General features: G+C 74.5%; 21 protein-coding genes and 4 pseudogenes. 13 read left to right on the plus strand and 12 right to left on the minus strand.

Annotated features, from left to right (window positions below; all coding sequences use genetic code 11):
• Positions 1–66: 66 nt before the first annotated feature.
• The 6 genes from VKA29_RS17940 (at position 67) to VKA29_RS17965 (ending at position 7,777) form a co-directional block, all read left to right on the plus strand.
• Positions 67–762 (plus strand): response regulator transcription factor, encoded by a 696-nt coding sequence (locus VKA29_RS17940; RefSeq protein ID WP_324786842.1) that lies wholly within the window; start codon positions 67–69, stop codon positions 760–762.
• Positions 755–1,876, plus strand: coding sequence for a HAMP domain-containing sensor histidine kinase (locus tag VKA29_RS17945; protein WP_324786843.1), 1,122 nt, complete (start codon positions 755–757; stop codon positions 1,874–1,876). The genes VKA29_RS17940 and VKA29_RS17945 overlap by 8 nt, the downstream gene beginning before the upstream one ends.
• 118 nt (positions 1,877–1,994) lie before the next feature.
• A complete protein-coding gene (locus tag VKA29_RS17950) occupies positions 1,995–3,395 on the plus strand; it encodes a DNA-3-methyladenine glycosylase 2 family protein (protein WP_324786844.1) in 1,401 nt (466 codons plus the stop codon).
• Between the two features lie 102 nt (positions 3,396–3,497).
• Complete coding sequence (locus VKA29_RS17955) at positions 3,498–5,138, plus strand: protein phosphatase 2C domain-containing protein (RefSeq protein WP_324786845.1); 1,641 nt, start codon at positions 3,498–3,500, stop codon at positions 5,136–5,138.
• Between the two features lie 63 nt (positions 5,139–5,201).
• The gene (locus VKA29_RS17960; protein WP_324786846.1) at positions 5,202–6,944 is read left to right on the plus strand and encodes a pyruvate dehydrogenase; all 1,743 of its coding nucleotides are present in this window, start codon (positions 5,202–5,204) and stop codon (positions 6,942–6,944) included.
• A gap of 350 nt (positions 6,945–7,294) precedes the next feature.
• Positions 7,295–7,777, plus strand: a complete 483-nt coding sequence (locus tag VKA29_RS17965) for an ATP-binding protein (RefSeq protein WP_324786991.1) — start codon at positions 7,295–7,297, stop codon at positions 7,775–7,777.
• Between the two features lie 206 nt (positions 7,778–7,983).
• Here the strand turns inward: VKA29_RS17965 and VKA29_RS17970 are convergent, their stop codons facing one another.
• Complete coding sequence (locus VKA29_RS17970; protein ID WP_324786847.1) at positions 7,984–9,012, minus strand: DUF2637 domain-containing protein; 1,029 nt, start codon at positions 9,010–9,012, stop codon at positions 7,984–7,986.
• A gap of 301 nt (positions 9,013–9,313) precedes the next feature.
• Positions 9,314–10,159: a (2Fe-2S)-binding protein gene (locus VKA29_RS17975; RefSeq protein WP_324786848.1), complete on the minus strand. Its 846-nt coding sequence runs from the start codon at positions 10,157–10,159 to the stop codon at positions 9,314–9,316.
• A 157-nt stretch (positions 10,160–10,316) separates the two neighbouring features.
• On the opposite strand from VKA29_RS17975, the gene VKA29_RS17980 reads away from it, so the two are divergent.
• On the plus strand, positions 10,317–11,192 hold the full coding sequence (locus VKA29_RS17980) for a GntR family transcriptional regulator (protein WP_324786849.1): 876 nt from the start codon (positions 10,317–10,319) through the stop codon (positions 11,190–11,192).
• Positions 11,193–11,488: 296 nt separating this feature from the next.
• Here the strand turns inward: VKA29_RS17980 and VKA29_RS17985 are convergent, their stop codons facing one another.
• The 8 genes and pseudogenes from VKA29_RS17985 to VKA29_RS37030 form a co-directional block, all read right to left on the minus strand.
• Positions 11,489–11,974: an iron chaperone gene (locus VKA29_RS17985; protein WP_324786850.1), complete on the minus strand. Its 486-nt coding sequence runs from the start codon at positions 11,972–11,974 to the stop codon at positions 11,489–11,491.
• Between the two features lie 53 nt (positions 11,975–12,027).
• Positions 12,028–12,695: pseudogene (locus VKA29_RS17990) on the minus strand (glyoxalase).
• The gene (locus tag VKA29_RS17995; protein ID WP_324786851.1) at positions 12,695–13,216 is read right to left on the minus strand and encodes a helix-turn-helix transcriptional regulator; all 522 of its coding nucleotides are present in this window, start codon (positions 13,214–13,216) and stop codon (positions 12,695–12,697) included. Before VKA29_RS17995 ends, VKA29_RS17990 begins: the two are co-directional and overlap by 1 nt.
• A 110-nt stretch (positions 13,217–13,326) precedes the next feature.
• Positions 13,327–13,737 (minus strand): VOC family protein, encoded by a 411-nt coding sequence (locus tag VKA29_RS18000; protein ID WP_324786852.1) that lies wholly within the window; start codon positions 13,735–13,737, stop codon positions 13,327–13,329.
• Between the two features lie 247 nt (positions 13,738–13,984).
• The gene (locus VKA29_RS18005) at positions 13,985–14,488 is read right to left on the minus strand and encodes a DUF2231 domain-containing protein (protein ID WP_324786853.1); all 504 of its coding nucleotides are present in this window, start codon (positions 14,486–14,488) and stop codon (positions 13,985–13,987) included.
• A gap of 93 nt (positions 14,489–14,581) precedes the next feature.
• Positions 14,582–15,355, minus strand: a complete 774-nt coding sequence (locus VKA29_RS18010) for a hypothetical protein (protein ID WP_324786854.1) — start codon at positions 15,353–15,355, stop codon at positions 14,582–14,584.
• Positions 15,356–15,508: 153 nt separating this feature from the next.
• Positions 15,509–16,180 (minus strand): annotated as a pseudogene (locus tag VKA29_RS37025) (PucR family transcriptional regulator); the annotation flags it as partial.
• A gap of 120 nt (positions 16,181–16,300) precedes the next feature.
• Positions 16,301–17,302: pseudogene (locus VKA29_RS37030) on the minus strand (PucR family transcriptional regulator ligand-binding domain-containing protein); the annotation flags it as partial.
• A 338-nt stretch (positions 17,303–17,640) separates the two neighbouring features.
• Here VKA29_RS37030 and VKA29_RS18020 point away from each other — a divergent pair.
• The 4 genes from VKA29_RS18020 (at position 17,641) to VKA29_RS18035 (ending at position 22,734) form a co-directional block, all read left to right on the plus strand.
• Positions 17,641–18,531: an FAD binding domain-containing protein gene (locus VKA29_RS18020; RefSeq protein ID WP_324786856.1), complete on the plus strand. Its 891-nt coding sequence runs from the start codon at positions 17,641–17,643 to the stop codon at positions 18,529–18,531.
• Entirely contained in the window at positions 18,531–19,088 is a 558-nt protein-coding gene (locus VKA29_RS18025; RefSeq protein WP_324786857.1) for a (2Fe-2S)-binding protein, read from the plus strand. Before VKA29_RS18020 ends, VKA29_RS18025 begins: the two co-directional genes overlap by 1 nt.
• A gap of 144 nt (positions 19,089–19,232) precedes the next feature.
• Positions 19,233–21,560: a xanthine dehydrogenase subunit D gene (gene pucD, locus VKA29_RS18030; RefSeq protein WP_324786992.1), complete on the plus strand. Its 2,328-nt coding sequence runs from the start codon at positions 19,233–19,235 to the stop codon at positions 21,558–21,560.
• Between the two features lie 19 nt (positions 21,561–21,579).
• Positions 21,580–22,734 carry an XdhC/CoxI family protein gene (locus tag VKA29_RS18035; RefSeq protein ID WP_324786858.1) on the plus strand — a complete coding sequence of 385 codons (1,155 nt, stop codon included), beginning with the start codon at positions 21,580–21,582 and terminating at the stop codon, positions 22,732–22,734.
• Here VKA29_RS18035 and VKA29_RS18040 read toward each other — a convergent pair.
• Both VKA29_RS18040 and VKA29_RS18045 read right to left on the minus strand, forming a co-directional pair.
• A pseudogene (locus VKA29_RS18040) lies at positions 22,658–23,242 on the minus strand (transposase); the annotation flags it as partial. The gene VKA29_RS18035 and the pseudogene VKA29_RS18040 sit on opposite strands and share 77 nt — an antisense overlap.
• A gap of 147 nt (positions 23,243–23,389) precedes the next feature.
• Positions 23,390–23,830 carry an SRPBCC family protein gene (locus VKA29_RS18045; protein WP_324786859.1) on the minus strand — a complete coding sequence of 147 codons (441 nt, stop codon included), beginning with the start codon at positions 23,828–23,830 and terminating at the stop codon, positions 23,390–23,392.
• A gap of 274 nt (positions 23,831–24,104) precedes the next feature.
• Between VKA29_RS18045 and VKA29_RS18050 the strand changes: the two genes are divergently transcribed.
• Positions 24,105–25,739, plus strand: a complete 1,635-nt coding sequence (locus tag VKA29_RS18050; protein ID WP_324786860.1) for a carbamoyltransferase — start codon at positions 24,105–24,107, stop codon at positions 25,737–25,739.
• Positions 25,736–26,740, plus strand: coding sequence for a glycosyltransferase family 2 protein (locus VKA29_RS18055; protein ID WP_324786861.1), 1,005 nt, complete (start codon positions 25,736–25,738; stop codon positions 26,738–26,740). Before VKA29_RS18050 ends, VKA29_RS18055 begins: the two co-directional genes overlap by 4 nt.
• The last annotated feature ends 18 nt before the right edge of the window (positions 26,741–26,758 follow it).

The following is a 26,758-nucleotide window of genomic DNA, read 5'->3' on the forward strand; positions in this document are numbered from 1 at the left end:
GTGTTGCCGGCGCGTATGGGGTTTTCGATATGCCGCCGATACGCGGCGGCTCGTAGCCTCGACGGCATGCGTGTGCTGATCGTCGAGGACGAGCCGTATCTGGCGGAAGCCGTTCGCGACGGCCTGCGCCTGGAAGCGATCGCCGCCGACATCGCGGGGGACGGCGACACCGCCCTGGAACTGCTGAGCGTCAACGCCTACGACATAGCCGTCCTCGACCGCGACATCCCCGGACCGTCCGGCGACGAGATCGCCGCACGCATCGTCGCCTCCGGCAGCGGCATGCCGATCCTCATGCTCACCGCGGCCGACCGGATCGACGACAAGGCCTCCGGGTTCGGGCTCGGCGCCGACGACTACCTCACGAAACCCTTCCAACTCCAGGAACTCGCGCTCAGGCTCAGGGCCCTCGACCGCAGACGTGCCCACCACAGGCCTCCCGTGCGGGAGATCGCGGGCCTGCGGCTGGACCCGTTCCGCCGAGAGGTCCACCGGGACGGCCGCTACGTCGCGCTGACCAGGAAGCAGTTCGCGGTGCTCGAAGTCCTCGTCGGCGCCGAGGGCGGTGTCGTCGGCGCCGAAGAACTCCTGGAACGCGCGTGGGACGAGAACGCCGACCCCTTCACCAACGCGGTACGCATCACCGTCTCGGCCCTGCGCAAGCGGCTCGGCGAACCCTGGGTCATCGCCACCGTGCCGGGCGTCGGGTACCGCATCGACGCCCAGCCTGAGCCCGTAGACGGGGGACGAGACCGTGGATAGGACGCCCGGACCGAGCGTCCGCCTCAGACTCACCCTCAGCTACGCAGGGTTCCTCGTGCTCGCCGGCGTGCTGCTGCTGGCGGCGGTGTGGGCGTTCCTCCTGCGCCACGTCCCCGACCGCGCGATGCTGATCAACCCCGGCGACGACGAACTGACGAACGGCGTCTTCCCCATCCGGTCGGTCCTGCTGGACGTCTTCGCCCCGAGGGCAGCCGCCGTACTGGCGTTCCTGCTGCTCTTCGGTCTCCTCGGAGGGTGGATCCTGGCCGGCCGCATGCTCGCCCCGCTGACCCGCATCACGGACGCCACCCGCACCGCCGCGACCGGATCCCTCTCGCACCGGATCCGACTGCCCGGCCGCAAGGACGAGTTCCGCGAACTCGCCGACGCCTTCGACGCGATGCTCGCGCGACTCGAAGCACACGTCGCCGAACAGCGGAGGTTCGCGGCCAACGCCTCCCACGAACTGCGCACCCCGCTGGCCGTCTCGAAGGCACTCCTCGACGTGGCCCGCACGGACCCGGACCACGACACCGGCGAACTCCTCGACCGCCTCCACGCGGTCAACACCCGGGCGATCGACCTCACCGAGGCGCTGCTCCTGATCAGCCGCGCCGAGCAGCGGTCCTTCACCCGTGAACGGGTCGACCTGTCCCTCATGGCGGAAGAAGCCGCCGAGACGCTCCTGCCCCTCGCGGAGAAGCACGGCGTCACCGTCGAGACCTGCGGCGACATCGCCCCCACGGCCGGATCGCGGGCGCTGCTGCTGCAGCTCACCATGAACCTCGTGCACAACGCGATCGTCCACAACCTGCCTGGACAGGGCGCCGTGCGGGTGAACACCGGCCTCGGCCCGGGCACCGTGGTGCTCACCGTCGAGAACACCGGGGAGAAGCTCGCCCCACAGCTCACCTCGACCCTCACCGAACCGTTCCGGCGCGGCACCGAGCGCGTGCGCACCGACCACGCGGGCGTCGGCCTCGGCCTGGCGATCGTCAAGACCATCACCCACGCCCACGACGGAACGCTCACCATCGCCCCGCGCCCCGCCGGCGGGATCCGCGTCACCGTGGAACTGCCCGCCGCCACCGCGGACCCGCGACCGGGGCACTGAAGACGAGAGCACCGAAGACGAGAGCAGGGAAGATCAGAGCAGGGAGGACCAGAGCAGTGAAGCGTGACGTCCGATTTCCGCTGGCCGTGCGGTACCGAAGGCGCCGAGACTGGACATCATGACGGACGAGGACGCCAGGTACGAGGCGGTGCGCAGCCGGGACGCCCGGTTCGACGGGGAGTTCTTCTTCGCCGTCGAGACCACCGGCATCTACTGCCGGCCCAGCTGCCCGGCGGTGACCCCGAAGCGGTGCAACGTCCGGTTCTTCGCGACGGCCGCCGCCGCGCAGCGCTCGGGGTTCCGGGCCTGCCGCCGGTGCCGGCCGGACGCCGTGCCCGGCTCGGCCGACTGGAACGCGCGCGCCGACGTGGTGGGCCGCGCCATGCGGCTGATCGGCGACGGCGTCGTCGACCGGGAGGGCGTCGCCGGTCTCGCCGCCCGGCTCGGCTACAGCGCCCGGCAGGTGCAGCGGCAGCTCACCGCCGAACTCGGCGCCGGGCCCGTCGCCCTCGCCCGCGCCCAGCGGGCGCACACCGCGCGCTTGCTGCTGCAGACCACCGGCCTGCCGGTCACCGAGATAGCGTTCGCCTCCGGCTTCGCCAGTGTGCGGCAGTTCAACGACACGATGCGCGCCGTGTACGCCTCGACGCCGAGCGGGCTGCGGGAGGCGTCGCCGCGCGGCGGCCGGACCGCGCGGCGCGCGGCCGTCCTGGCGGGCGCGATACCGCTGCGGCTCGCCCACCGGGGCCCGTACCGGTCCGGCGCCGTCTTCGACCTGCTGGAGCGCGAGGCCGTGCCCGGTGTCGAGGAGGTGAGCGGGACGCCGGGGCGGCGCACGTACCGCCGTACCCTCCGCCTCCCGCACGGCACCGGCATCGCCGCGGTCGACGAACGGGCCGGCGGCCCGGTGTCCGGCTCGGCCGCCCATCCGGGCGGCTGGCTGGACGCCCGCCTGCACCTCACCGACCCCCGCGACCTGACCACCGCCGTGCAGCGGCTGCGGCGCCTGTTCGACCTGGACGCCGACCCGTACGCCGTCGACGAGCGGCTCGGCGCCGACGAGCGGCTCGCCCCGCTGGTCGCCGCCCGCCCGGGGCTCAGGTCGCCCGGCGCCGCCGACCCGGAGGAGCTCGCGGTACGGGCCCTGGTGGGGCGGACGGCGGCCGCGCACCTGGTGCGGCGGTACGGCAAGGCACTGGACGCGCCCAGCGGCAGCCTCACCCACCTCTTCCCCGAACCGGCCGTCCTCGCGGAGGCCGAGCCGCACGGCACCCTGGGCGCCCTCGCCGCCGCCCTCGCCGACGGCGCCGTACACCTGGACGCGGGCGCCGACCGCGACGAGGCGCAGGCGGTGCTGCTCGCCCTGCCCGCCATGGACGCCCGCACGGTCGCCGTGGTCCGCACCCGTGCCCTGGGCGACCCCGACGTGGCCCCGCCGGGCCTGGACGTCCCCGACAGTTGGCGTCCCTGGCGCTCCTACGCCGTGCAGCACCTGCGAGCCGCCGGGCTGGCGCCCTGACCGGGCTCCCGTTGCCGCGGCGGCGCGGCAGGCCGGCGCCGGGGAGGCGGATTTTCCCGATGCCCCGTTTTCCCGGGGCCGGTGCGGTGGACAATTGAGGGCATGAGCCAGCAGGGGGGAAGGCCCACCGGTCACGAGGACGACTGGTGGCGGCAGTTGTACGAGGAATCGACCCAGGACACGGGCCCCGCGGCCGAGCGCGACTCCCTGGACGACCGGTTCGCCTCCGCGGCGGGCACCGTGGGGGGCGGCACCGGCGTGCACGACGCGGACGGGGACGGGGACGGCGAAAGAGACCGGGACGGGGAAAGAGACCGGGACGGGGAAAGAGACCGGGACGGGGACAAGGTCCCCCCGCAGCGGACCGGGGCGCCCGAAACACCCCCGCGGCCCGAAACACCCCCGCGGCCCGAGACCCCTCCGCGGCCGGGGACGCCCCCACCGCCGGGGACGCCGCCGAAGCCGGGGCTGCCCCCGAGGCCGGGGACTCCACCGGGCGCCGGGGCCGGGGACCCGCGCGCCGGGCGGGAACCCTCGCCCGCCGCGCCGCCCGGACCGGCGGCGTTGCCGCCGCAGCGCGCCACTTCGCACGGCGCGGGCACGTTCGGCTCCCCTGCCCCCGAGACGGATCCCCGCGCCCCCGAAACCGGACCCCCCGGAGCCCCTGCCCCCGAGGCCGGTTTCTTTTCCTCCGGTCAGGCCGCCGCCCCGATGGCACCGACCCCCTCGCCCCCACGGGCCCCGGGAGCCCCACCGGCCGCACTCGCCGTCCCCCCGCACCCCGTCGACCACATCGGTTCCGGCCCGCCCACCTACGACCCCGAGCCGACCGCCCTGCCGGCCGCCGACCCCGACGAACCGGACGCCCTGGTACCGGACACCGTGCTGGACGGCGCGCGGTACGGCGTCTGCACCCTGCGCGCGGTCTCGCTGCGCGGCGACTCCGCGCGCTACCGGGGCGAGCCGCGCCGCGACGCCCTGCTCACCGCCCGTTTCGGCACCGGAGCCGAGGCCCTGGTCCTGGTCGCGATGGCGACCGGCGTCCGCGCGGCCCCGGAGGCGCACCGGGCGGCCGCCGAGGCCTGCCGCTGGATCGCCCGCGCCGTCGGCCGCAGTCACGCGCGCCTCTCCCAGGACATCCGGGCCGCCCGGCGCGGTGACCTGAAGTCCGGCCTGCACCGTCTCACCGACCGCAGCCTCGGCAAGCTCCGGGCCGGCGCCGCCGAACAGGGCGTCGAACCGGACGCGTACTCGGCCACCCTGCGCTGTCTGCTGCTGCCCGCCGACCCCGACTGCCGTATCCGCGTGTTCTTCGGCGTCGGCGCGGGCGGCCTGTTCCGGCTCCGGGAGGGCGAGTGGCAGGACCTCGAGCCGCGCGTCGCGGAGGTCAGCGGCGAACCGGTCGTCGGCTTCGGCTCGTCGCCAGCCGAGACGCCCGAGGGCGACCGGCTCACCATGGACCTCGGCATCCCCACCCCGCCGAACCCGTACGAGCCCGCCCCGCAGCCGCCCCGCGAACCCTTCCGCTTCCGCGCCTCCCTCGCCCGCCCCGGTGACACGCTCCTGATGTGCACCGACGGACTCGCGGAGCCGCTGCGCGGCGAACCCGACCTGTGCCGCTACCTCACCGGCCGGTGGGCCGGGTCCAGCCCGCCCGGTCTCGCCGCCTTCCTCGCCGACACCCAGGTCAGGGTCAAGGGCTACGCCGACGACCGCACGGCGGCGGCCGTCTGGGAGGCGTGAGCGCCCCGGCTGTGCATTCATGGACGCGGGGATCGTCGGAGAGCGAAGGGGCACGAGAGCGCCATGGCCAAGCAGAACGTTGCCGAACAGTTCGTCGACATCCTCGTCCGCGCCGGTGTGCAACGCCTCTACGGAGTCGTCGGCGACAGCCTCAACCCGGTCGTCGACGCGGTGCGCCGCAACGCCGCCATCGACTGGGTGCACGTCCGCCACGAGGAGACCGCCGCCTTCGCCGCCGGAGCGGAGGCCCAGATCACCGGAAGGCTGACCGCCTGCGCCGGCTCCTGCGGCCCCGGGAACCTCCACCTCATCAACGGCCTCTACGACGCCCACCGCTCCATGGCCCCGGTCCTCGCCCTCGCCTCGCACATCCCCTCCAGCGAGATCGGCCTGGGCTACTTCCAGGAGACCCACCCCGAGCAGCTGTTCCGCGAGTGCAGCCACTACAGCGAGATGGTCTCCAACCCCCGGCAGATGCCGCGCCTGCTGCAGACCGCCATCCAGAACGCGGTCGGCCGGTCCGGCGTCAGCGTCGTCACCCTGCCCGGCGACGTAGCCGCGGAGCCTGCCCCGGAGAAGGCCGCCGAGACCGCCCTGGTGACCGCCCGGCCCTCGGTCCGCCCCGGCGACGCCGAGATCGACCGGCTGGTCGACATGATCGACCGGGCCGGGAAGGTCACCCTCTTCTGCGGCAGCGGCACGGCGGGCGCGCACGCCGAGGTCATGGAGTTCGCCGGGAAGATCAAGTCCCCGGTCGGGCACGCGCTGCGCGGCAAGGAGTGGATCCAGTACGACAACCCGTACGACGTCGGCATGAGCGGCCTGCTCGGCTACGGCGCCGCCTACGAGGCCACCCACGAGTGCGATCTGCTGATCCTGCTCGGCACCGACTTCCCGTACAACGCCTTCCTGCCCGACGACGTGCGGATCGCCCAGATCGATGTCCGGCCCGAACACCTCGGCCGGCGCTCGAAGCTGGACCTCGCGGTGTGGGGCGACGTCCGGGAGACGCTGCGCTGTCTTCTCCCGCGGGTGCGGGAGAAGACCGACCGCCGCTTCCTGGACCGGATGCTGAAGAAGCACGCGGACGCGCTGGAAGGCGTGGTGAACGCCTACACCCGCAAGGTCGACCGGCACGTGCCCGTACACCCCGAGTACGTGGCCGCCGTCCTGGACGAAGTGGCCGACCAGGACGCGGTGTTCACCGTGGACACCGGCATGTGCAACGTCTGGGCCGCCCGCTACATCTCGCCCAACGGCCGCCGCCGCGTCATCGGTTCCTTCACCCACGGCTCGATGGCGAACGCGCTGCCGATGGCGATCGGGGCCCAGTTCACCGACCGCGGCCGGCAGGTGGTGTCGATGTCGGGGGACGGCGGATTCTCCATGCTGATGGGAGACTTCCTGACCCTGGTGCAGTACGACCTGCCGGTGAAGGTGGTCCTGTTCAACAACTCCTCGCTGGGCATGGTGGAGTTGGAGATGCTGGTCGCCGGGCTGCCCGCCTACGGCACCACCGCCAAGAACCCCGACTTCGCGGCCGTCGCCCGCGCCTGCGGCGCCCACGGTGTGCGCGTGGAGAAGCCCAAGGAGCTCGCGGGCGCCCTGAAGGACGCTTTCCGGCACAAGGGACCCGCCCTCGTCGACGTCGTCACGGACCCCAACGCGCTGTCCATCCCGCCCAAGATCAGCGCCGAGATGGTGACCGGCTTCGCCCTGTCGGCGTCGAAGATGGTGCTGGACGGGGGTGTGGGCCGCATGGTCCAGATGGCCCGCTCCAACCTCCGCAACATCCCGCGCCCCTGACTCCGCCCGGCCGCCGCCGCTGCTGGCGATGGATTCCGGCCAGTTTCGACGGCCGTGGGAGGCCGGTGGCGGGCGGCGGCGGGGATCCGGCCGGGAGACGTTCCGGTGTCCTCCGGCGCCCGCCCGTCCGCTCGGTCCCCGGGGCGGCCGCCGCCCCGGGCCGGCGGCGGTCTCCGCGGCGGCCCGGACATCGCCGCCTCCGGCGTCGTCCCGTGTCCGAAATCCCTGCCCCCGCGGCCGGATGCCCCACCGTGAGGCGGACGGCATGACTGCCGTCTGCCCGATCGGGCATGGATCCCGTGAACGTGTTCGACCAGGAGGGGACCGGACTCGGCACGCGGGCGGGGGACATGAAGAGGCAGGCACGAGGGGGCGGGTCCACGGCGGTCGGGGTTCCCTCGATCACCACGGCTCAGGAGGCGGCCCACGGCCGCGCGGAAGAGGCGGAGCCGTCCCGGCTCCGGCGCAGACTCGGACACGCGGACCTGAAGGCGGTCCCCGAGACGCGCAGGGCCCTGCGGGAACTGCTGCGGCAGTGGGGCAGACCCGGGCGGTCCGACATAGCGGAGCTGCTCACCAGCGAACTCGTCACCAACGCACTGGTCCACACCGACCGCGACGCGGTCCTGACGGCCACCGTCGGACCCTGCGGACTGCGGGTGGAGGTGAGGGACTTCGCCGCCCGCCGGCCCCGGATGCGCGTGCCGGACCGCGACGAGGGCACGAACGGCCGGGGCCTGGTCCTGGTGCAGTCCCTCGCCGACGCGTGGGGCGTACGGGCGCACGGGGTCGGCAAGTCGGTGTGGTTCGAACTGGCGGCGGAGGCGGCCTGAACGGGAAGCGGACGTGCACGGGATGCGGACGTGCACGGGAAGCGGACGTGCACGGGATGCGGACGTGCACGGGAAGCGGACGTGCACGGGAAGCGGACGTGCACGGGATGCGGACGTGCACGGGAAGAGGGCGTGAACAACGGGAAGGGGACGTGACCCGAAGGTCACGCCCCCTTCCCATGAGGCCGTGGTCGGCCGGACCGCTGCTAGCCGAACTGCTGCTCGAGGTCCTTCAGCTTGCGCTCGAGGGAGTCGAGGCGGGGCAGAGCCATGGTGTCGTCCTCCGCGGTGAGGTCGACGGTGACCGGTTCAGTACCGGCCTTGCGGACGGGCTGCAGCGAGGGCCTGGCGCGTACGGGCAAGGACTCCGGCGCCGATAGGGCAGGCTCCGTAGAGGCCGAGGCGGGCTCCAGCGCCTCGACCTGTCGTCCGCCCCGGCCCACGAAGCCGCGGTGGCCCCGGCTGATGGCCTTGAGCTGGGCGCGCTCCAGGCGGTCGGCCTCACGCCGGCGCAGCCGGTTCTCCTCCTTCTGCCGCTTGTCCTCGCGGACCTCCTCGACGGCCTCGTCGAGGCTGCGCACACCCTCCAGGAGCATGAGCGACCAGGCCTTGTAGGTCTCGCGGGGGGCGCGCAGCCAGCGGACGATGCGGATCTGCGGCAGCGGACGCGGCACCAGACCCTGCTCGCGCAGCGCGGCCCGGCGCGTCTGCTTCAGCGCGCGGTCGAAGAGGACGGCCGCCGAGAGGGACATGCCGGAGAAGAACTGCGGGGCACCGTCGTGGCCGAGGCCCCTGGGCGCGTGCACCCAGTTGAACCAGGCAGCGGCGCCCGCGAACGTCCATACGAGGATCCGGGAGCCGAGGGCCGCGTCACCGTGGCTGGCCTCACGCACCGCGAGGACGGAGCAGAACATGGCCGCACCGTCCAGGCCGAACGGCACCAGGTACTCCCAGCCTCCGGAGAGGCCGAGGTTCTGCTCGCCGAAGCCGACCAGTCCGTGGAAGGAGAGCGCGGCGGCCACCGCCGCACAGCAGAACAGCAGGACGTAGGAGGCGGTGCCGTATATGGCCTCCTTGCGCCGGCGGCGCTCCTCGCTGCGCTCCCACGAGTCCTCTGCTTTCGCGTGCTCCCCGGACCGCTTGCTGCGCGTGAGCACCGCCACCGCCACCAGCATGCCCAGGAGCAGTACGGCGCCCGGAAGCAGCCAGTTGAGCGATATGTCGGTCAGTCTCATCAGGGTCCCTTGCATTGGGATAGGGCGTAACGCCCGCCATAGTGGCCCACTCCCGCCGGCCCTCATGGGGTTTCGGGGCAAGAGGCCGCCAAGGAAGCGCAAGGGAGTGCCCAGGGCGGCGTTCTGCTCGAACTGCCGCTTGAGGGGCGGGAGTTGAGTTCGAATAAGACTACCCGTACGAGTGGTTCCACGGAAAGTTCCTGCGGCAAGTGAGGAAGTTGTGAATCACCTGTAACCGTGGGGCGGTCCCGTTCGCCGCTGATCTTACGGGATACCCGGCGCGTTCGTACCCGAGGGTCCCTCAACTCGTCGCGGCGAGCAGCCTGGTGACCCGGTCGGCGTCGCAGGTGCGCGGGCAGGTGGCGCAGGTGTCCTCGGGGCGCACGGTGTAGAACATGCAGCAGCTCGCCCGGTCCCGGGTGGGCAGCGACTCGCCGTCCGGTCCGGCCAGTTCCCGGAACGCCGCCGAGCCGACGTACGGCCGGGTCGCGCCCGGCAGCAGCGCCTCCAGCTCCCGCCGTGCCCGCCGCTGCTCGCCGAACAGGTGGGCGACGTACCAGAGGCCCTCCACGACCTCGTCGGTCGCCGTGCCCCACAGGGCCCGGCCGCGCCGCCGCATGCGCGGACCGAATCCGGCGAGGACGGGTTCCAGGTGCTCGGCCACCGCGGCCCGCACCCGCTCCCGCAGTTCCTCCTCGCCGGCCACCACCCGCGCGCCGGGCAGGGCGGCCGCCGGGTCGTCCGGCAGGCAGGCGAAGCCGGCCGGGCGCACCGCCATGCGGCCCACGGAGAGGCCGGGGGCGGTGCGGTCGTAGGAGACGTGCGTCACGGGGAAGCGGGGCACCCTGCGGTGCAGGAACCAGGGGACGGTGATCAGCAGGCAGGCGGGCCAGGCGTACCGGTGCAGGCCGAAGCTCGCCAGGACGTCGGGGCGCGCCGGGCGGCCGTAGTCGCGCCGCACCTGGGCGTCGTCCCGGGCCAGGAACGCGTCGAGTTCGGCGCCGCCCGCCGCGAGCGCGGCGGCGGCGACCCATCCGCCGCCTCGGGGGGCCTCTTCGCCCGGGCCCAGCTCCCGGACGGCGAATCCGGGGAAGACCTCGGTCAGACGGGTGTACGCGTCCGTGAGGGGCGACGGCTGCGCGGGCATGCGGGACCACCGATCGGGAAGCGGATGAAAGGTAAGCCTTACCTTACCCGGCGGGGTCGTAATTTGAACTGACGGCCTGGGCGCCTATGGTGCTTGACGGGCGAGTGACAACTCGCCGTAATGACCTCAAGTACCGAAACGTCCGGAGGAGGCCCCCGTGAGCCGAAGAGCGCAGGGCTCCGCGGAGACGGGTGTTCCGGGAGCCGGCGCGGGCGGGTTCCGGGTGCCGCCGCAGCCGGCGGCTGCGGACGTGAACCGGGACCGGGGTCAGGATCGGCACCGGGACCGGAGCCGGGAGCGGTTCCAGGGCGGCGCGGCCGGGGCCGGATCCGGGGCCGCCCGGGGCGAGCACACGCACGGTGAGACGCCGCTGCCCCGCTCCCGTCCGGTCGTCCAGCGGGCCTCCGTGCGCGGGCAGATCCTCGACGCGCTGCGCACCGCGCTGGTCACCGGCGAGCTGACGCCCGGCGAGGTGTACTCGGCACCCGCGCTCGGCGACCGGTTCGGGGTCTCCGCGACGCCGGTGCGGGAGGCCATGCAGCGGCTCGCGACCGAGGGCGCCGTCGAGGTGGTGCCCAACCGCGGCTTCCGGGTGGTCGAGCGGGGGGCCAGGGAGCTGGCCGAACTGGCCGAGATACGGGCGCTGATCGAGGCGCCGGTGATCACGCGGCTGGCCCGTACGGTGCCCGTCGAGCGCTGGGCCGGGCTGCGGCCGCTCGCCGAGGCGACCGTCCGCGCGGCGTCCTCCGGCTGCCGTGCCGCCTACGCGGAGTCGGACCGGGCGTTCCACGGGGCGGTGCTGGCCCTGTCCGGCAACGAGCAGCTCGTCCGGATCGCGGACGACCTGCACCGCCGCGTCCAGTGGCCGCTCGGCGGCCCTCCGACGCCCCGTGTCCGCGCCGAACTGCTCGCCGACGCGGCGCAGCACACGGCGCTGCTCGACGCGTTGATCGCCGGCGATCCGGACGTGCTGGCAACCGTGGTGAGCGACCACTTCGCCGCCCCGCCACCCACCCGGCCACGCCACCCCTGAACCCCGCGCCCGCGCCCGCGCCCGCACCCGCACCCGCACCCGCCGCGCGGCGGGCGCGGGCGCGGCATGGCGCGGCGTGGCGTTCCGCGGGCCGGCACCGGGCGACCGATCGCCGTCGAGCCACCCGGCCGGACGGCACCGTGCGCGGGCCCGAAGGCTGCCGCCCTGCCGGCTCCGCTTCGTTCGGGGCGGATCTCCTCCCCGGACCGGGGCACGCCCGCCGGGCCGCCGAGCAGGAGACCCGCGCCCGCGTCGTCGGCCACCGGTCCCGCTCGGGTGTCCTGCCCCGGCCGGCCTCAGCCCACCGCCTTCCTGACCAGCGCGGTGATCCGTTCTTCGTCGGCCGCGGTCAGCTCCCGCACGGCGTAGGCGATCGGCCACACGGAGCCGTCGTCGAGTGCCGCCTGGTCGCTGAAGCCGAGCGTGGCGTACCGCGACTTGAACTTCTCCGCGCTCTGGAAGTGGCAGACGACCTTGCCGTCCCGGGCGTACGCGGGCATCCCGTACCAGAGCCTGGGCGCGAGGTCCGGAGCGGCGGTCCTGACGATCTCGTGGATCCGCTCGGCGAGGAGGCGGTCCGCCTCCGGCATCTCGGCGATCTTCGCGAGCACGTCCCGCTCCGCCGCCGCCTCCTTCTCCGCCCGGGACGAACCGCGCCGCGCCGCGGCCTTCTTCTCCTCTCGTGCGTGCTCCCGCATCGCGGCCCGCTCCTCGGCGGTGAAGCCGCTGTACTTCTCGGCGGGCGTGCCGGAGTCCTCGGCGGACGACTTCGTGGACGGCATGGCGCGTTCCTCTCGTACGGGGGTCGGGCGGGGCGGGAGTGCGGGGACGGGGGTCAGGACGGCGTGGGGGGGGCGAGCGGCGCGGCAGCCTCCCGGACGAATCCGTCCGGGTCGGTGAAGGCGCCGGCGGTGCTGCGAGGACGATGCGGTGCGAGCCGGTGCCGTCGGCGGGGACGCCGAGGTCCCTGGCCGGGCCGCGGCGCTTGTACAGTGCCGGCTTGACGGGGCTGTACCGGCCGGCGGCGAACTCGGTGTACTTGCCGCCGAAGCTCTTGGTCACGGTCAGGCCCCGGCCGACGTAGGACTGCCTGGCGGCTTTCGCGTCCTCGACGCCGATCAGCAGGACGACCTCGTCGATCTCGCGGGCGGCGGGACCGGTGTCCTTCTTCGCCGAGGCCGCGATCTTCCAATTCGTCCCGTCCGGGGCCCGGACGACGCCGCCGTAGCCCCGCAGCGACTTCGCGGCGGGCTTCGGCACCGTGGCGCCGGCGTCCACGGCGGCGCCGGCGTAGCCGTCGACGGTGGCCGGCCGGGACACCGTGAGCGCCAGGGTGAAGCCGCGCAATCCGGTCGAGGGCGCCTCGGACGCCCGCAGCCGGATGTACGTGTCCACGCCGAACGCGCCGGAGAAGCGGCGGGCGGCCGCGGGGGCGGCCACCTCGAGGGTGACGGATGCCAGGGACGTGCCGACGGCGGCGGAGGTGGTGGTAGCCATGACCATCACGCCAGGGGCTGCGCGGGCGCCGGGGCTTCTCGATTCCTGACCGGTCTCGAGACCTGCTTCGCCACGCAGGCCGGCATCCCCTCCACCATGATCGCCGACCCCGTGTCGCGGGCCGCACCCGCGGCGTCGGCACGGCCGGCCGCCGTATCCGCCGCCCGGCGCCGGAAGGCCCCGGGCGGCATGCCGACCAGCTCGGTGAAGCGGGTGGTGAACGTGCCCAGCGACGCGCAGCCGACCGCGAAGCAGACCTCGGTGACGCTGAGGTCGCCCCGCCGCAGCAGCGCCGTCGCCCGCTCGATGCGACGCGTCATCAGGTACGCGTACGGCGACTCGCCGTAGGCGGCCCGGAACCGCCGACTCAGGTGCCCGGCGGACATGTTCACATCACGGGCGAGCTTCTCCACGTTCAGCGGCTGCGCGTGTTCCCTGTCGATCCGGTCGCGCACGCGCCGCAGCCGCGCGAGATCGGCCAGGCGCTGCGCCTGGACGCGTGCCTGCCGCCACTCGGGCTGACACATGAGAACCCTTCCCTCCGGGTGTGGACCGGCCCGTGGGACCGGTGCGCCGCCGTGTTCCTCATGGGTGGTCCCGATGCCGGCCCGCACGGCCGCATCGACACCCGCACGGCTCAGCGCAGCTCCTGGATGCGGATCAGGTTGCCCGCGGGGTCGCGGAACGCGCAGTCGCGGACGCCGTACGGCTGCTCGGTCGGCTCCTGGACGACCTCGGTGTCACCGGCCTGCACCTTCTCGAACGTGGCGTCGAGGTCCGGGGTGGCCAGCAGGATCCAGCCGTAGGTGCCCTTGGCCATCATCTCGGTGATCGTGCGGCGCTCGTCCTCGGTGATGCCGGGATCGGCCGCGGGCGGTGCCAGCAGGATCGACGTGCCCGGCTGACGGGCCGGGCCGACCGTGATCCAGCGCATCCTGCCCTGCCCGACGTCGCTGCGGACCTCGAAGCCGAGGACGTCGCGGTAGAAGGCGAGCGACGCGTCCGGGTCGTCGTGCGGAAGCCAAGCCGTGTGAATGGTGATGTCCATGGCGATCAGGCTAGAGCGGCTTCGCTGACCGGGCTTCTCGATTCCTGATCGATCCGGCACCCCTGACGTTCACGGGCACGGCCCGCCGGGCGCCGGTGCTGCCCGGGGCGGGCCCGGTCCCGCGCGGCCCGTCGGATTCGGGCGGTGCCGGGGGAGCGGACACGCCGACGCCGGTCCGACCGGGGGGTGCGGACACGCCGACGCCGGTCCGACCGGGGGGTGCGGACCGGCGTCGGAGGGGGCGTGGTCAGTCGTCGCCGTCGCCCGAATCGGTCGCGGACTTCGAGAAGCCGCCCGTCCAGGCCGCCTTCGCGCCGGAGTCGCCGATGCGGTAGACGTCGACGACGGCGCCCGCCGCCACCACGACCGACAGCACCAGGGCCGCCACGCGCACGATCGTCGCGGAGCGGGGCGCGCTCCCCTCGGCGGGCGTCCGGCGGGTCGTCCACCAGACCACCGCCGCCAGCACGAACAGGCCCACCACCCACGGCAGCAGCCCGTCGCCCAGCTCGGTGTGGCGCCGGATCAGGGCACTGGTGGTGACATGCTCCTCCAGCCACTCACCGGCCTCCGTGGCCAGCGGCACGCTCCCCAGCGTCACCAGGGCCAGCAACGGCAGCACCAGGCCCATACGGCGAGCGGCCTGCGGCCATATGGCGCCCACCACGAGCGCCAGGGCGGTCAGCGGCACGAGCACGACGACGAGATGGACCAGGAGAACATGGGCGGGCAGGCCGTTGATGGTGCTCATCAGGCGTTCCTCCAAGGGGGGTCGGGGCGGCGCCAGACTGGCACAGAAACCTCTCAGCTTCCTCTCAGTCCCATCTTCGGCCCGGCAGGTGCGTCATGCCGTCGCCGCCGGAGGCGCCAGCTGCCGGGCCAGCCACGTCGGCACACCGCCCAGCAGCCGGTACAGCCGCCGCGCCTCCTCGCGCAGCCGCGAGGCCTCCGGTTCCACCTCCGCGTCGGCCAGGGACGCCAGCGCGGGAGCCGTCCCGACCAGGTAGCCCAGCTCCTCCCGGATGCGCAGCGACTCGGCGAAACCGTGCCGCGCCTCCGCCAGCTCCCCGTCGCGCAGCGCCAGCCCGGCGAGGTGCCGCCAGGTGAACGACAGCAGCAGCGGGTCGGCGTGCGCGGTGGCCCCCGCGTGCGCCCGCCGGTACGCCGCACGGGCGGCCTGCGGTGAGTGGGCGAGGTTCTCGGCGAGCAGCCCGCGCCGGAAGTCCAGCACCGCCCGCCCCGCCGCCCCCGGCGGAATCAGCGCCGCCGCCCGCCCGAGCGCGGCCCGCGCCTCATCGGCCCGGTCGCGCACTCCGTGCAGCGTGGCCGCGTACGCAAGCTGCCCGCGTTCACAAGCGGCGGCGCCCCGCTCCTCGTCGTCCTGGGCCAGCGCCTCGGCCGTGCGCAGCGCGTCCTCGGCCTCCTCCCACCCCTGCTCGGTGTACAGGCACTTCTCCACCATGAGCGCCGCCCGCTGCAGCGCGGTCGCCGGGGTGTCCGGTCTCAGCAGCGCCGCCGCATCGGCCCAGCAGGCGCGTGAGCGCAACCGCCATACCGCGGTCTGGAGGGGATCGTCACCAGCGGTCGTTCCGTTACCAGACATGGCGGTATACGCCACATTGCCCTCCCCGAGCACGCCATCGAGCTGTTGAGTGGTGGCCGCATTCCAGCACCAATCACCACGTCGGGCCAAGGGGCTGGGTGAAGGATTTCACAAAGTCGTGGGACGCGGGCGGCACTTGGTGCCGCCTCGTTCCTTCCCGCGCCGGCCTCAGCTCATCCGCAGCGCCAGGAAGAAGTCGAGTTTGTCCTCCAGCCGGGACAGGTCGCGGCCCGTCAACTGCTCGATCCGCCCCACCCGGTAGCGCAGCGTGTTGACGTGCAGGTGGAGCCGGGTCGCGCAGCGCGTCCAGGAGCCGTCGCAGTCCAGGAACGCCTCCAGGGTGGGGATCAGCTCCGCGCGGTGGCGGCGGTCGTACTCGCGCAGCGGGTCCAGCAGGCGGGCGGTGAAGGCGCGCCGGACGTCGTCGGGGACGAAGGGGAGCAGCAGGACGTGGGAGGCCAGCTCCTGGTGCCCGGCCGCGCACACCCGGCCAGGCCGGGCCGCCGCCACCCGGCGGGCGTGCCGTGCCTCCTCCAGCGCGCCGCGCAGGCCCTCCGCCGAGTGCACGGCCGCGCTGACGCCGAGCGTGACCCGCCCGTCGTCGTCGAGACCGGCCGACAGCGGCTCGCGCACGGACTCCAGGAGCGCCTCGGCGAGGATCCCGGCCTCGGAGCCGTCGTGCTCGACGGAGACGGCGGGCAGCGGAACGAGGGCGACCGCCTCGTCGCCCGCGTGGGCCACGGCGATACGGGCGGACGGCTCGACGCCCGTGGACACCGGGTCGACGAGGATCTCCTCCAGCAGCGCCTGGGCGACCGGGCCGGTGTCGATCTCGCCGGCCGGACGCCCCCCGCCCCCGCCCCCGCCCCCGCCCCCGTCCTCGGCCGAGGCCGGGGGCGCGGCACCCGAGCCCGAGCCCGAGCCCGGGGACCCTTCCGCACCGGCCCCGGCGCCCCGCTGCTCCCACTCGACCCGCGCCACCACGACCTGCCAGTGCGGGGCGGCCCCGAGGCCGGGCAGCAGCACCGGCGCCGCCACCCTCAGCCGGGCGGCGATCTCGGCGGGCACCGCGCCCGTCTGCACCAGCTCCAGCACCTCCTGCGCGAGCCGGCGCCGTACCGTGCGCGCCGCGTCCCGCCGGTCGCGCTCGACCGCGATCAGCTGCGTGACCCCCTGGAGCAGGTCCAGCCGCTCCGGGGGCCAGTCCGCGGCGTCCGCCTCGACGGCCAGCAGCCAGTCCGACAGCACCGTCTCCCGCACGTCCCGCGAGGCGTGCGGGGCGCGGCCGCTGCTGCGCACGGGGAACAGCGAGTACGTCGCCGGGCCGAGCGTCACCCGGTGGGGTCCGCGCCGACCGGTGCGGGACGCGGCGAGGTGCTCGGCCGCCAGCCGGGCGCAGACGTCCGCGGGCGGCGCGGGGGCCGCGCTCTTCGGACCCGCGACGATCCGGCCGGTGGGGGACAGCACCCAGGCCCGCAGGTCCAGATCGGAGCCGAGCAGGTCGAGGACCACGTCCGGGCCGCCGCCCGCCGGTCCCGAGGTCATCATCCGGCGGTGGCGGTCGACCACGGCCGCCAGGTCCCCGGCGCGCTCGCCGGACACCTGGCGCACGACGTGCTCGGTGACCGTCGCGAACGCCACCGACTCGTGCACGGCGAACAGCGGCAGCCGGTGCCGTGCGCACGCCACGACCAGGTCCTCGGGCACGTTCCCGAGTTCGGCCTCGCCGGCCGCGAGCGCGGCCACCCCGGCCTGCACCAGGATCCGCACGAACGGTTCGGAGTCGGCCGCGTCCCGGCGCCACGCCAGGCCGGTGAGCACCAGCTCCCCGCCCGAGAGGTAGCGGCTGGGATCGCGCAGGTCGGTGGTCATCACGCCGCGCACGGTGCGGTCCAGCTCGTCCTCGCCGCCGAGCAGCCTGAGGCCCAGCGCGTCGGTGTCCAGCAGTGCGCGCAGCCGCATTCTCGTCGCCGCCGATCTTCGTCTCGAGACCTGCGAGGGTCCGGGTGGGGACAGGGGAGGGCGCGGCGCGAGCCGGTGCGCGAGCCGCGTGGCCGTTGGCCGGGTTGTTTCCCGCGTTTCCGTGGGAAGACGATGAGGTTACTGAGGTCCTCTGTTCATATGAATCTACAAGATGACCGCCGTGGCCAGCCAACTCCTTCATGTCTTCCGTGACTGACCCCGGTGGAGCAAGGCGCTGTGTACTGACCGCACTCCGCGTCAACAGCACATGACGAGCCCAGCCCGCCGCACCGGATCCGGCTCGATCCGTACGCCCCCGAGACGAACGAGAGGCCGTCATGGACTTCCTTCGCCCCGCCAGCTGGGAGGAGGCGCTCGCCGCGAAGGCGGAGCACCCCACCGCCGTGCCGATCGCGGGCGGCACCGACGTGATGGTCGAGATCAACTTCGACCACCGCCGGCCCGAGTACCTCCTCGACCTCGGCCGCATCGGTGACCTCCACGAGTGGGAGACCGGCGAGGAGACGGTCCGGCTCGGCGCCGCCGTCCCCTACACCAGGATCATCGAGAACCTGCGCGCCGAACTGCCGGGACTCGCCCTCGCCGCGCACACGGTCGCCTCCCCGCAGATCCGCAACCGCGGCAGTGTCGGCGGCAACCTCGGCACCGCATCCCCGGCCGGCGACGCCCACCCCGCCCTGCTGGCGGCCGGTGCGGAGGTCGAGGCGGAGTCGGTGCGCGGCACCCGGCTGATCCCGGTCGACGAGTTCTACACCGGGGTCAAACGCAACGCACTCGCCCCCGACGAACTGATCAGAAGCGTGCGCGTGCGCAAGGCCGAAGGCCCGCAGCAGTACTCCAAGGTCGGCACCCGCAACGCGATGGTCATCGCCGTCTGCGCCTTCGGCCTCGCGCTGCACCCGCGCACCCGTACCGTCCGCATCGGCATCGGCTCGGCCGCCCCGACCCCCGTCCGGGCCAGGGCCGCCGAGGAGTTCCTGGCCGCGGCCCTGGAGGAGGGCGGCTGCTGGGACAACGGCCGGATCATCACCCCGTCGGTCGCCGAGGAGTTCGCCGGCCTGTGCGCCGCCGCCTGCAACCCGATCGACGACGTCCGGGGCACCGCGGACTACCGGCGCCGCGCGGTCGGCGTCATGGCCCGCCGCACGCTGACCTGGGCCTGGGAGTCGTACCGCGCCACCGCCGCCGGCACGGAGGGAGCAGCCTGATGCGCGTCACCTTCACCGTCAACGGCCGCCCGCAGGAGGCCGACGACGTATGGGAGGGCGAGTCCCTGCTGTACGTGCTGCGCGAGCGGCTCGGCCTGCCCGGCTCGAAGAACGCCTGCGAGCAGGGCGAGTGCGGCTCGTGCACGGTCCGCCTGGACGGCGTGCCGGTGTGCGCCTGCCTGGTCGCCGCCGGCCAGGCCGAGGGCCGCGAGATCCTCACCGTGGAGGGCCTGGCGGAGTACGCCGCCCGGCGTTCCCGGGGGACGGGCGCAGGCGGCACCGGCCCGGAGCAGCCGGGGGACGGCGTCCCCCGGGCCGGAGAGGGCACCGCTCTCGCCCCCGTGCAGCAGGCGTTCCTCGACGCGGGCGCCGTCCAGTGCGGCTTCTGCACGCCCGGCCTGCTGGTCGCCGCCGACGAGATGCTGGAGCGCAACCCGGACCCCACCGACGCGGACATCCGCGAGGCCCTCTCGGGCAACCTGTGCCGGTGCACCGGCTACGAGAAGATCATGGACGCGGTCCGCCTCGCGGCCGCCCGGCAGAGCGAGGGGGCCTGAACCGTGCCCACCCCCACTTCCGGCACCGCCCGAACGGGAGACACCCGCACCGGCGCCCGCACCGGCGCCCGCACCGGCGCCCGCGGCGGCACCCCCGCCGGCGCCCCCACCGGACTCACCCAGCAGTCCCGCACCGAGGGCGGTATCGGCGAGTCCACCCTCCGGCCCGACGGCACCCTGAAGGTCACCGGCGAGTTCGCGTACTCGTCCGACCTGTGGCACGAGGACATGCTGTGGGGCCAGATCCTGCGCTCCACCGTCGCGCACGCCGAGATCGTCTCCATCGACACCGCCGAGGCCCTGGCGATCCCCGGCGTGCACGCCGTCATGACGTACGACGACCTGCCGGCCGACGTCACCCACTACGGCCTGGAGGTCCGGGACACCCCCGTCCTCGCCCACCGCAAGGTCCGCCACCACGGCGAGCCCGTCGCGATCGTCGCCGCCGACCACCCGGAGACCGCCCGCCGCGCCGCCGCGAAGCTCGAGGTCGAGTACCGCGAGCTGCGCGTCGTCACCGACGAGGCCTCCGCGACCGCCCCCGACGCGCCCCTCGTCCACGACCACCGCACCGACCACCACGCCCGGCACGTCCCGCACCCGAACGTCCTGCACCGCCAGCCCGTCGTCCGCGGCGACGCCGCCGGGGCCGCGCGGCGGGCCGACGTCGTGGTCACCGGCGACTACCACTTCGGCATGCAGGACCAGGCGTTCCTCGGACCCGAGTCCGGCCTCGCGGTGCCCGAGGAGGACGGCGGCGTCCACCTCTACATCGCCACCCAGTGGCTGCACTCCGACCGGCGGCAGATCGCCCCGGTGCTCGGCCTGCCCGAGGAGAAGGTGCGCATGACGCTGGCCGGCGTCGGCGGCGCCTTCGGCGGCCGGGAGGACCTGTCGATGCAGATCCACGCCTGCCTGCTGGCCCTGCGCACCGGCAGGCCCGTCAAGATCGTCTACAACCGCTTCGAGTCCTTCTTCGGCCACGTCCACCGCCACCCGGCCCGCCTGCACTACGAGCACGGCGCCACCGCGGACGGCAGGCTGACGCACGTGAAGTGCCGGATCGTGCTCGACGGCGGCGCGTACGCCTCCGCGTCCCCGGCAGTCGTCGGCAACGCCGCCTCCCTGGGCGTCGGCCCCTACCGGGTCGACGACGTCGACATCGAGGCCCTCGCCCTCTACACCAACAACCCGCCCTGCGGCGCCATGCGCGGCTTCGGCGCGGTCCAGGCGTGCTTCGCCTACGAGGCCCAGATGGACAAGCTGGCCGCGCGGCTCGGCATGGACCCGGTGGAGCTGCGCCGGCTGAACGCCATGGAACAGGGCACCCTGATGCCGACCGGGCAGCCGGTCGACTCCCCGGCCCCGGTCGCCGAACTCCTGCGCCGCGTCAAGGCGATGCCGATGCCGCCGGAACGCGCGTGGGAGTCCAGCGAGGGCGTCGACGTACGGCAGCTGCCCGGCGGACTGTCCAACACCACGCACGGCGAAGGCGTCGTCCGGGGCGTCGGCTACGCCGTCGGCATCAAGAACGTCGGCTTCTCCGAGGGCTTCGACGACTACTCCACCGCCCGCGTCCGCCTGGAGGCCGTCGCCGGCGAGCCCGTCGCCACCGTGCACACGGCCATGGCGGAGGTCGGCCAGGGCGGCGTCACCGTCCACGCGCAGATCGCCCGCACCGAGCTCGGCGTCGCCCAGGTCACCATCCGCCCGGCCGACACCGGCGTGGGCAGCGCCGGTTCCACGTCCGCGTCGCGGCAGACCTACGTCACCGGCGGCGCCGTGAAGCACGCCTGCGAGCTGGTGCGCGAGAAGGTGCTGGAGATCGGGCGCCGCAAGTTCGGCTCCCACCACCCGGCCTGGGCGACGGCCGAACTGCTGCTCGAAGGCGGCAAGGTCGTCACCGACGGCGGCGAGGTCCTCGCCGACCTGGCGGACGTCCTCGGGGAGGAGGCCGTGGAGGCGGTGGAGGAGTGGCGGCACCGGCCCACCGAACCCTTCGACCGGCACACCGGCCAGGGCAACGGCCACGTCCAGTACTCCTTCGCCGCGCACCGCGCCGTCGTCGAGGTCGACACCGAACTCGGGCTGGTGAAGGTGATCGAGCTGGCCTGCGCCCAGGACGTCGGCAAGGCACTCAACCCGCTGTCCGTCGTCGGCCAGATCCAGGGCGGCACCGCGCAGGGGCTGGGCATCGCCGTCATGGAGGAGATCGTCGTCGACCCGGTGACGGCGAAGGTGCGCAACCCCTCCTTCACGGACTACCTGATCCCCACCATCCTCGACACCCCCGCCATCCCCGTCGACCTGCTGGAACTCGCCGACCAGCACGCCCCGTACGGGCTGCGCGGCGTCGGCGAGGCGCCCACCCTGTCGTCGACCCCGGCCGTCCTCGCGGCGATCCGCGCCGCGACCGGACTGGAGCTGAACCGGACACCGGTACGGCCCGAGCACCTCACCGGAACCGCGTGAGAGCCGAGGAGCCCGTCAGATGCTGGACATCGCCGAGGAACTGGACCGGTGGGTGGCGCAGGGGCGCGACTTCGCCGTGGCCACCGTCGTCGCGGTCACCGGCAGTGCCCCGCGCGCACCGGGCGCCGCCCTCGCGGTGGACGCCAACGGCACGGCGGTCGGCTCGGTCTCCGGCGGCTGCGTGGAGGGCGCGGTGTACGAGCTGTGCCGGCAGGCCCTGCGGGACGGCCGAAGCGTCCTCGAACGCTTCGGCTACAGCGACGACGACGCCTTCGCCGTCGGCCTGACCTGCGGCGGCGTCATCGACGTCCTGGTCACGCCGGTACCGGCCGCCGACCCGGCCCGCCCGGTGTTCGTCTCCGCGCTCGCCGACGCCGCGCACGGCCGGGCGGCGGCGCTGGCGCGGGTCGTGTCGGGCCCGGCGGACCTCACCGGCCGCGCCCTGCTGGTCCGCGCCGACGGCACGCGCGAGGGCGGCTTCGGCGGGCATCCGGACCTGGACCGCACGGTCGCCGCCGAGGCGTCGGCGTTCCTCGCCGCCGGCCGCACCGGCACCCTGGAGCTCGGCGCGCGGGGCTCGCGCTGCGGCACGCCGCTCACGGTCCTGGTCGAGTCCCGCGTTCCGCCACCCCGGATGATCGTCTTCGGCGCGATCGACTTCGCGGCGGCCCTGGTCCGCGTCGGCAAGTTCCTCGGCCACCACGTCACCGTGTGCGACGCGCGGCCGGTCTTCGCGACCCGGGCCCGCTTCCCGGAGGCCGACGAGATCGTCGTCGACTGGCCGCACCGGTACCTGGAGCGGACGCCCGTGGACGCCCGCACGGTGCTGTGCGTGCTGACCCACGACGCCAAGTTCGACGTACCGCTGCTCCGGCTGGCGCTGCGCCTCCCGGTCGCCTACGTCGGCGCGATGGGCTCCCGCCGCACCCACCTCGACCGTGACAGGCGGCTGCGGGAAGCCGGCGCCACCGACGCGGAACTGCGCCGCCTGCGCTCACCGATCGGCCTCGACCTGGGCGCCCGCACCCCGGAGGAGACGGCCCTGTCGATAGCGGCGGAGATCGTCGCCGCCCGGCGCGGCGGCACCGGCCGGCCCCTCACCGGAACCCCCACCCCGATCCACCACGACGGTCCCGTGCACCGAGGAGCGACTTCTTCGCTTTCGGTTGCGTGATGCCTGTTCTGCGGACCGTGTGGACGTCGTGGCGTGGGCTCGGCCGGGTGTTCTTGCGTCCGGGTGGTCGTCCGGGACCGGGGCGGGAGGGTTTCGGTGCTCCGGCGGGACAGATGGCCTTCGGGCGGAGGTGCCGGACGTCGCGGCGGACCCGGGCGGGGGTGAGTCTGTCGGTCGGGGCCGGTTTCTCCCACGGCCGGCGGAGGTCAGCGGCGAGCGGGCGGGCGAGCCGGAGCTGGGTGAAGGCCGCGAGGAGCAGCCAGGCCCAGCGGTCGGCGGCCTCCGGGGTGCGGATCTTCGGACAGGTCCAGCCCAGGGTCTGCTTGAACAGGCGGAAGGTGTGTTCGATGTCGAAGCGCCGCAGGAAGGCTTGCCGGAGCAGGTCGACCTGGGCAGCGATGGCGTCGGTGCCCGACCACCACAGCCATACCGGCTTGGGGGTGGCGCCGCTGGGCAGGCGCTCGGCCCGGAGGAGGATCACGGTCCCCTCGATCACCGGCAGTGCGCCCAGCCGGGCGGTCGACAGCGGCCCTCCGGCTACGGCCCAGCAGTGCGAGGTGCTTGCCGTGCGGGCCGCGATCGGACGACGCACGGGAACGGCTCGGCTCCGGCGCCGGTGTCGCGGCCGTGAGGCGGGCGGTGTCCGGGGCGGGTGTCACGGGCGTCGTAGCAGGCGGTCGGCCGCGCGGCCGAAGACGTGGTGCGACGTGCGCGCGACCACCGGGTCGAGGAGGCCGGGGAGCGGACGGACGTCCAGTTCCTCGTGCCAGCGCACGCGGCTGTGGCCGCCCGGTCCCGGGCCGACCTCCAGTTCGGCCCACCCCGTCACGACCCGGCCCCGCTTCTCCAGCCGGCACAGGCCCGGCGTGTCCGGCGTCGGCGGGCGCCACACCGTGACCTCCATGGGGTCGTCGAAGGCGAGCGGGCCGATGCCCGAACGGGCCACGAAGAGCGTGCCCACGCGCGTCGGCGGCGGAGTCGTCACGGTGACTCGGGTCAGCGGAACCACCTCGCCGTGGCGAGGCCATTCCGTCAGGCGCCGCCAGGCCTCGTGGGGAGGGAGCGGCGCCGTGCGTTCGAGGAGGAAGGTGGCCACGGCCCGATCGTAGGGAATCCGGGCTGCTCGACCCGGTATCACCGGCAGTTCACCGGGTTGTCCGGGCTCACGCGCGCCCCCGCCGAGCGCCCCCGGACGGGCCCGTCCCGCGCCCCTCGAACGCACGGCGCGGGTCCGGTGATCCGACAGTCACCCGGAGTGAAAATCGGTGCGGCTTTTATGGCGAGTTGTCTCCAAGTGTTTGAGGCAGCTTCTCCCTGGCACCCGGCGCAACGCACAGCACGCACACGCCGCCCGTGACGGAGCCCGCGCCATGCACATCCTTGGCATCAACGCCCTGTTCCACGACCCGGCCGCCGCTGTGGTGGTGGACGGCCGCACCGTGGCCGCCACCGAGGAGGAGCGGTTCAGCCGCCGCAAGCACGGCAAGCGCCCGCTGCCCTTCTCGGCCTGGGAGCTGCCCGAGCTGTCCGCGCGCTGGTGCCTGCGCCAGGCGGGCCTGCGGCCGGAGGAACTCGACGCCGTCGCCTACTCCTTCGACCCCGAGCTGGCCCGCCCGGCCCGCGACCTGGGCCTGGACGACCCCTGGGACCCGCTGCGCCTCGAGTACGCCCGCCGCGCCCCCGGGTTCCTCGCCGAGGCGCTGCCCGGCCTCGACCCGGACCGGGTGGTCTTCGTCCCGCACCACGTGGCGCACGCCGCCAGCGCCGCGCCCGCCTCCCCGTACCCGGACAGTGCCGTCCTCGTCCTCGACGGCCGCGGCGAGGCCGCCTCCCACCTGGCCGGCCGCTACCGCGACGGCAAGCTCGACACCCTCGCCGCGCAGGCGCTGCCCGACTCCCTCGGCCTGGTCTACGAGGACCTGACCGAGCACCTCGGCTTCCTGCGCAGCAGCGACGAGTACAAGGTCATGGCCCTCGCCTCCTACGGCACCCCCCGCTTCCTGCCCCGGCTGCGCGAGCACGTCCACGCCACCGGCGACGGCGGCTTCCGCGCCCGCGGCGTCGACTGGTCCGTCCTCGCCCCGCCCCGCGCGCCGGGCGAGCCGTGGACCCGCGACCACGCCGACCTCGCGGCGAGCACCCAGGCCGTCCTGGAGGAGGTGCTGCTCGAACTCGTCCACTGGCTGCACGGCGAGGCCGGCGGCGAGGCACTGGCCATGGCGGGCGGCGTCGCCCTCAACTGCGTCGCCAACTCGAAGATCGCCGCGCGCGGCCCGTACCGCCACGTGTGGGTGCAGCCCGCCGCCGGCGACGCCGGGACCGCCCTGGGCGGCGCCCTGCACCTCGCCGCGAACGAGGACGTCCCGCGGCCCATGCCCACCGCCGCCCTGGGCCGCGGCTGGAGCGACGAGGAACTGCGCGCCTGGCTCGACCGGGCGGCCGTGCCGTACGAGCGCCCCGACGACATCGCCGAGGCGGTCGCCGAGGAACTCGCCCGGGACGGCATCGTCGCCTGGTTCCAGGGCCGCAGCGAGTACGGGCCGCGCGCGCTCGGCCACCGCTCCCTGCTCGCCCACCCGGGCCGCGCCGAGAACCTGGAACGGCTCAACCACGTCAAGGGCCGCGAGGAGTTCCGCCCGGTCGCGCCCATGGTGCGCGCCGAGCGGGCGGGCGAGCTGTTCACCGGCCCGCTGCCCAGCCCGTACATGCTGTTCGTGCACGACGTCGCCGCCGAATGGCGCGACCGCGTCCCCGCCGTGGTGCACGTCGACGGCACCGCCCGCATCCAGACCGTCGACGAGCGCGACGAACCCCTGGTGGCGCGGATGCTCGCCGCCTTCGAGCGGCGCACCGGACTGCCGGTCGTGGTCAACACCAGCCTCAACACCGCCGGCCGGCCCATGGTCGACGACCCGCGCGACGCCCTGGAGTGCTTCGGCTCGGCGCCCGTGGACCTGCTCGCCGTCGGACCGTACGCGGTACGCCGGGGGAGGGCGTTCGGATGACCGACTACGCCGTCGTGATCCCCACCCTGGTCCGGGACACCCTCGCCGACTGCCTCGCGGCCCTCGCCGCCGCGACCGGACCCCGGCCCGAGCAGATCCTCGTCGTCGACGACCGGCCCGGTCCCGCGCCCGACCCGGCCGCGCTGGCGCACCCCCTCAGCGTCCTCGGCGACCTGCGGGAGCGCACCGTCGTGCTGCACAGCGGCGGCCGCGGCCCGGCCGCCGCCCGCAACACCGGCCTGCGCGGGGTCACCGCGCCCTGGGTCGCCTTCCTCGACGACGACGTCCAGGTCGGCCCGCACTGGTGCGCCCAGCTCGCCGAGGACCTCGCCGAGGCCTCCCCGGACACCGCCGGGGTCCAGGGCGTCATCGCCGTACCGCTGCCCGGCGAGCGCCGCCCCACCGACTGGGAACGGGGCACCGCGGGACTCGCGCAGGCCCGCTGGATCACCGCCGACATGGCCTACCGAACCGACGCGCTGAAGTACGTCGGCGGCTTCGACGAGCGCTTCCGGCGCGCCTTCCGCGAGGACGCCGACCTCGCGCTGCGCGTCCTCGACGCCGGCTGGCGCATCCGGCAGGGCCGCCGCACGACGCGCCACCCGGTCCGCCCCGCCTCCCGCTGGGTCTCCCTGCACGCCCAGCGCGGCAACGCCGACGACGCGCTCATGCGCCGCCTGCACGGCCCCGACTGGTGGGAGAGGGCGTACGCCCCGCGCGGCCGGCTGCGCTCCCACCTCGCCGTCACCGCCGCCGGCGCCGCCGCGTGCCTGCTCGCCGCCGCCGGGTACCGGCGGCCGGCCGCGGCCTGCGCGGCCGGCTGGGCCGTCGGCACCGGCGAGTTCGCGTGGGCGCGCATCGCCCCCGGGCCGCGCACCCGTGAGGAGGTCGTCACCATGCTCGCGACCAGCGCGCTCATTCCGCCCGCGGCCACCTGGTACTGGCTCGGCGGGCGGTGGCGGCACCGCTCCGCCCCGGCCTGGCCGGAGGTGGCGTCGTGACCCAGGAGACCACTCCCG

Source organism: Streptomyces sp. H51, assembly GCF_035656535.1.
GTDB lineage: Bacteria > Actinomycetota > Actinomycetes > Streptomycetales > Streptomycetaceae > Streptomyces.

What these genes read in the sequence shown, in the direction of transcription:
- VKA29_RS17940 (WP_324786842.1), top strand. Translation starts at nt 67, where the DNA reads ATGCGTGTGCTGATCGTCGAGGACGAGCCGTATCTGGCGGAAGCCGTT.
- VKA29_RS17950 (WP_324786844.1), top strand. Translation starts at nt 1,995, where the DNA reads ATGACGGACGAGGACGCCAGGTACGAGGCGGTGCGCAGCCGGGACGCC.
- VKA29_RS17955 (WP_324786845.1), top strand. Translation starts at nt 3,498, where the DNA reads ATGAGCCAGCAGGGGGGAAGGCCCACCGGTCACGAGGACGACTGGTGG.
- VKA29_RS17960 (WP_324786846.1), top strand. Translation starts at nt 5,202, where the DNA reads ATGGCCAAGCAGAACGTTGCCGAACAGTTCGTCGACATCCTCGTCCGC.
- VKA29_RS17965 (WP_324786991.1), top strand. Translation starts at nt 7,295, where the DNA reads ATGAAGAGGCAGGCACGAGGGGGCGGGTCCACGGCGGTCGGGGTTCCC.
- VKA29_RS17970 (WP_324786847.1), bottom strand. Translation starts at nt 9,012, where the DNA reads ATGAGACTGACCGACATATCGCTCAACTGGCTGCTTCCGGGCGCCGTA.
- VKA29_RS17975 (WP_324786848.1), bottom strand. Translation starts at nt 10,159, where the DNA reads ATGCCCGCGCAGCCGTCGCCCCTCACGGACGCGTACACCCGTCTGACC.
- VKA29_RS17985 (WP_324786850.1), bottom strand. Translation starts at nt 11,974, where the DNA reads ATGCCGTCCACGAAGTCGTCCGCCGAGGACTCCGGCACGCCCGCCGAG.
- VKA29_RS17995 (WP_324786851.1), bottom strand. Translation starts at nt 13,216, where the DNA reads ATGTGTCAGCCCGAGTGGCGGCAGGCACGCGTCCAGGCGCAGCGCCTG.
- VKA29_RS18000 (WP_324786852.1), bottom strand. Translation starts at nt 13,737, where the DNA reads ATGGACATCACCATTCACACGGCTTGGCTTCCGCACGACGACCCGGAC.
- VKA29_RS18005 (WP_324786853.1), bottom strand. Translation starts at nt 14,488, where the DNA reads ATGAGCACCATCAACGGCCTGCCCGCCCATGTTCTCCTGGTCCATCTC.
- VKA29_RS18020 (WP_324786856.1), top strand. Translation starts at nt 17,641, where the DNA reads ATGGACTTCCTTCGCCCCGCCAGCTGGGAGGAGGCGCTCGCCGCGAAG.
- VKA29_RS18025 (WP_324786857.1), top strand. Translation starts at nt 18,531, where the DNA reads ATGCGCGTCACCTTCACCGTCAACGGCCGCCCGCAGGAGGCCGACGAC.
- VKA29_RS18035 (WP_324786858.1), top strand. Translation starts at nt 21,580, where the DNA reads ATGCTGGACATCGCCGAGGAACTGGACCGGTGGGTGGCGCAGGGGCGC.
- VKA29_RS18050 (WP_324786860.1), top strand. Translation starts at nt 24,105, where the DNA reads ATGCACATCCTTGGCATCAACGCCCTGTTCCACGACCCGGCCGCCGCT.
- VKA29_RS18055 (WP_324786861.1), top strand. Translation starts at nt 25,736, where the DNA reads ATGACCGACTACGCCGTCGTGATCCCCACCCTGGTCCGGGACACCCTC.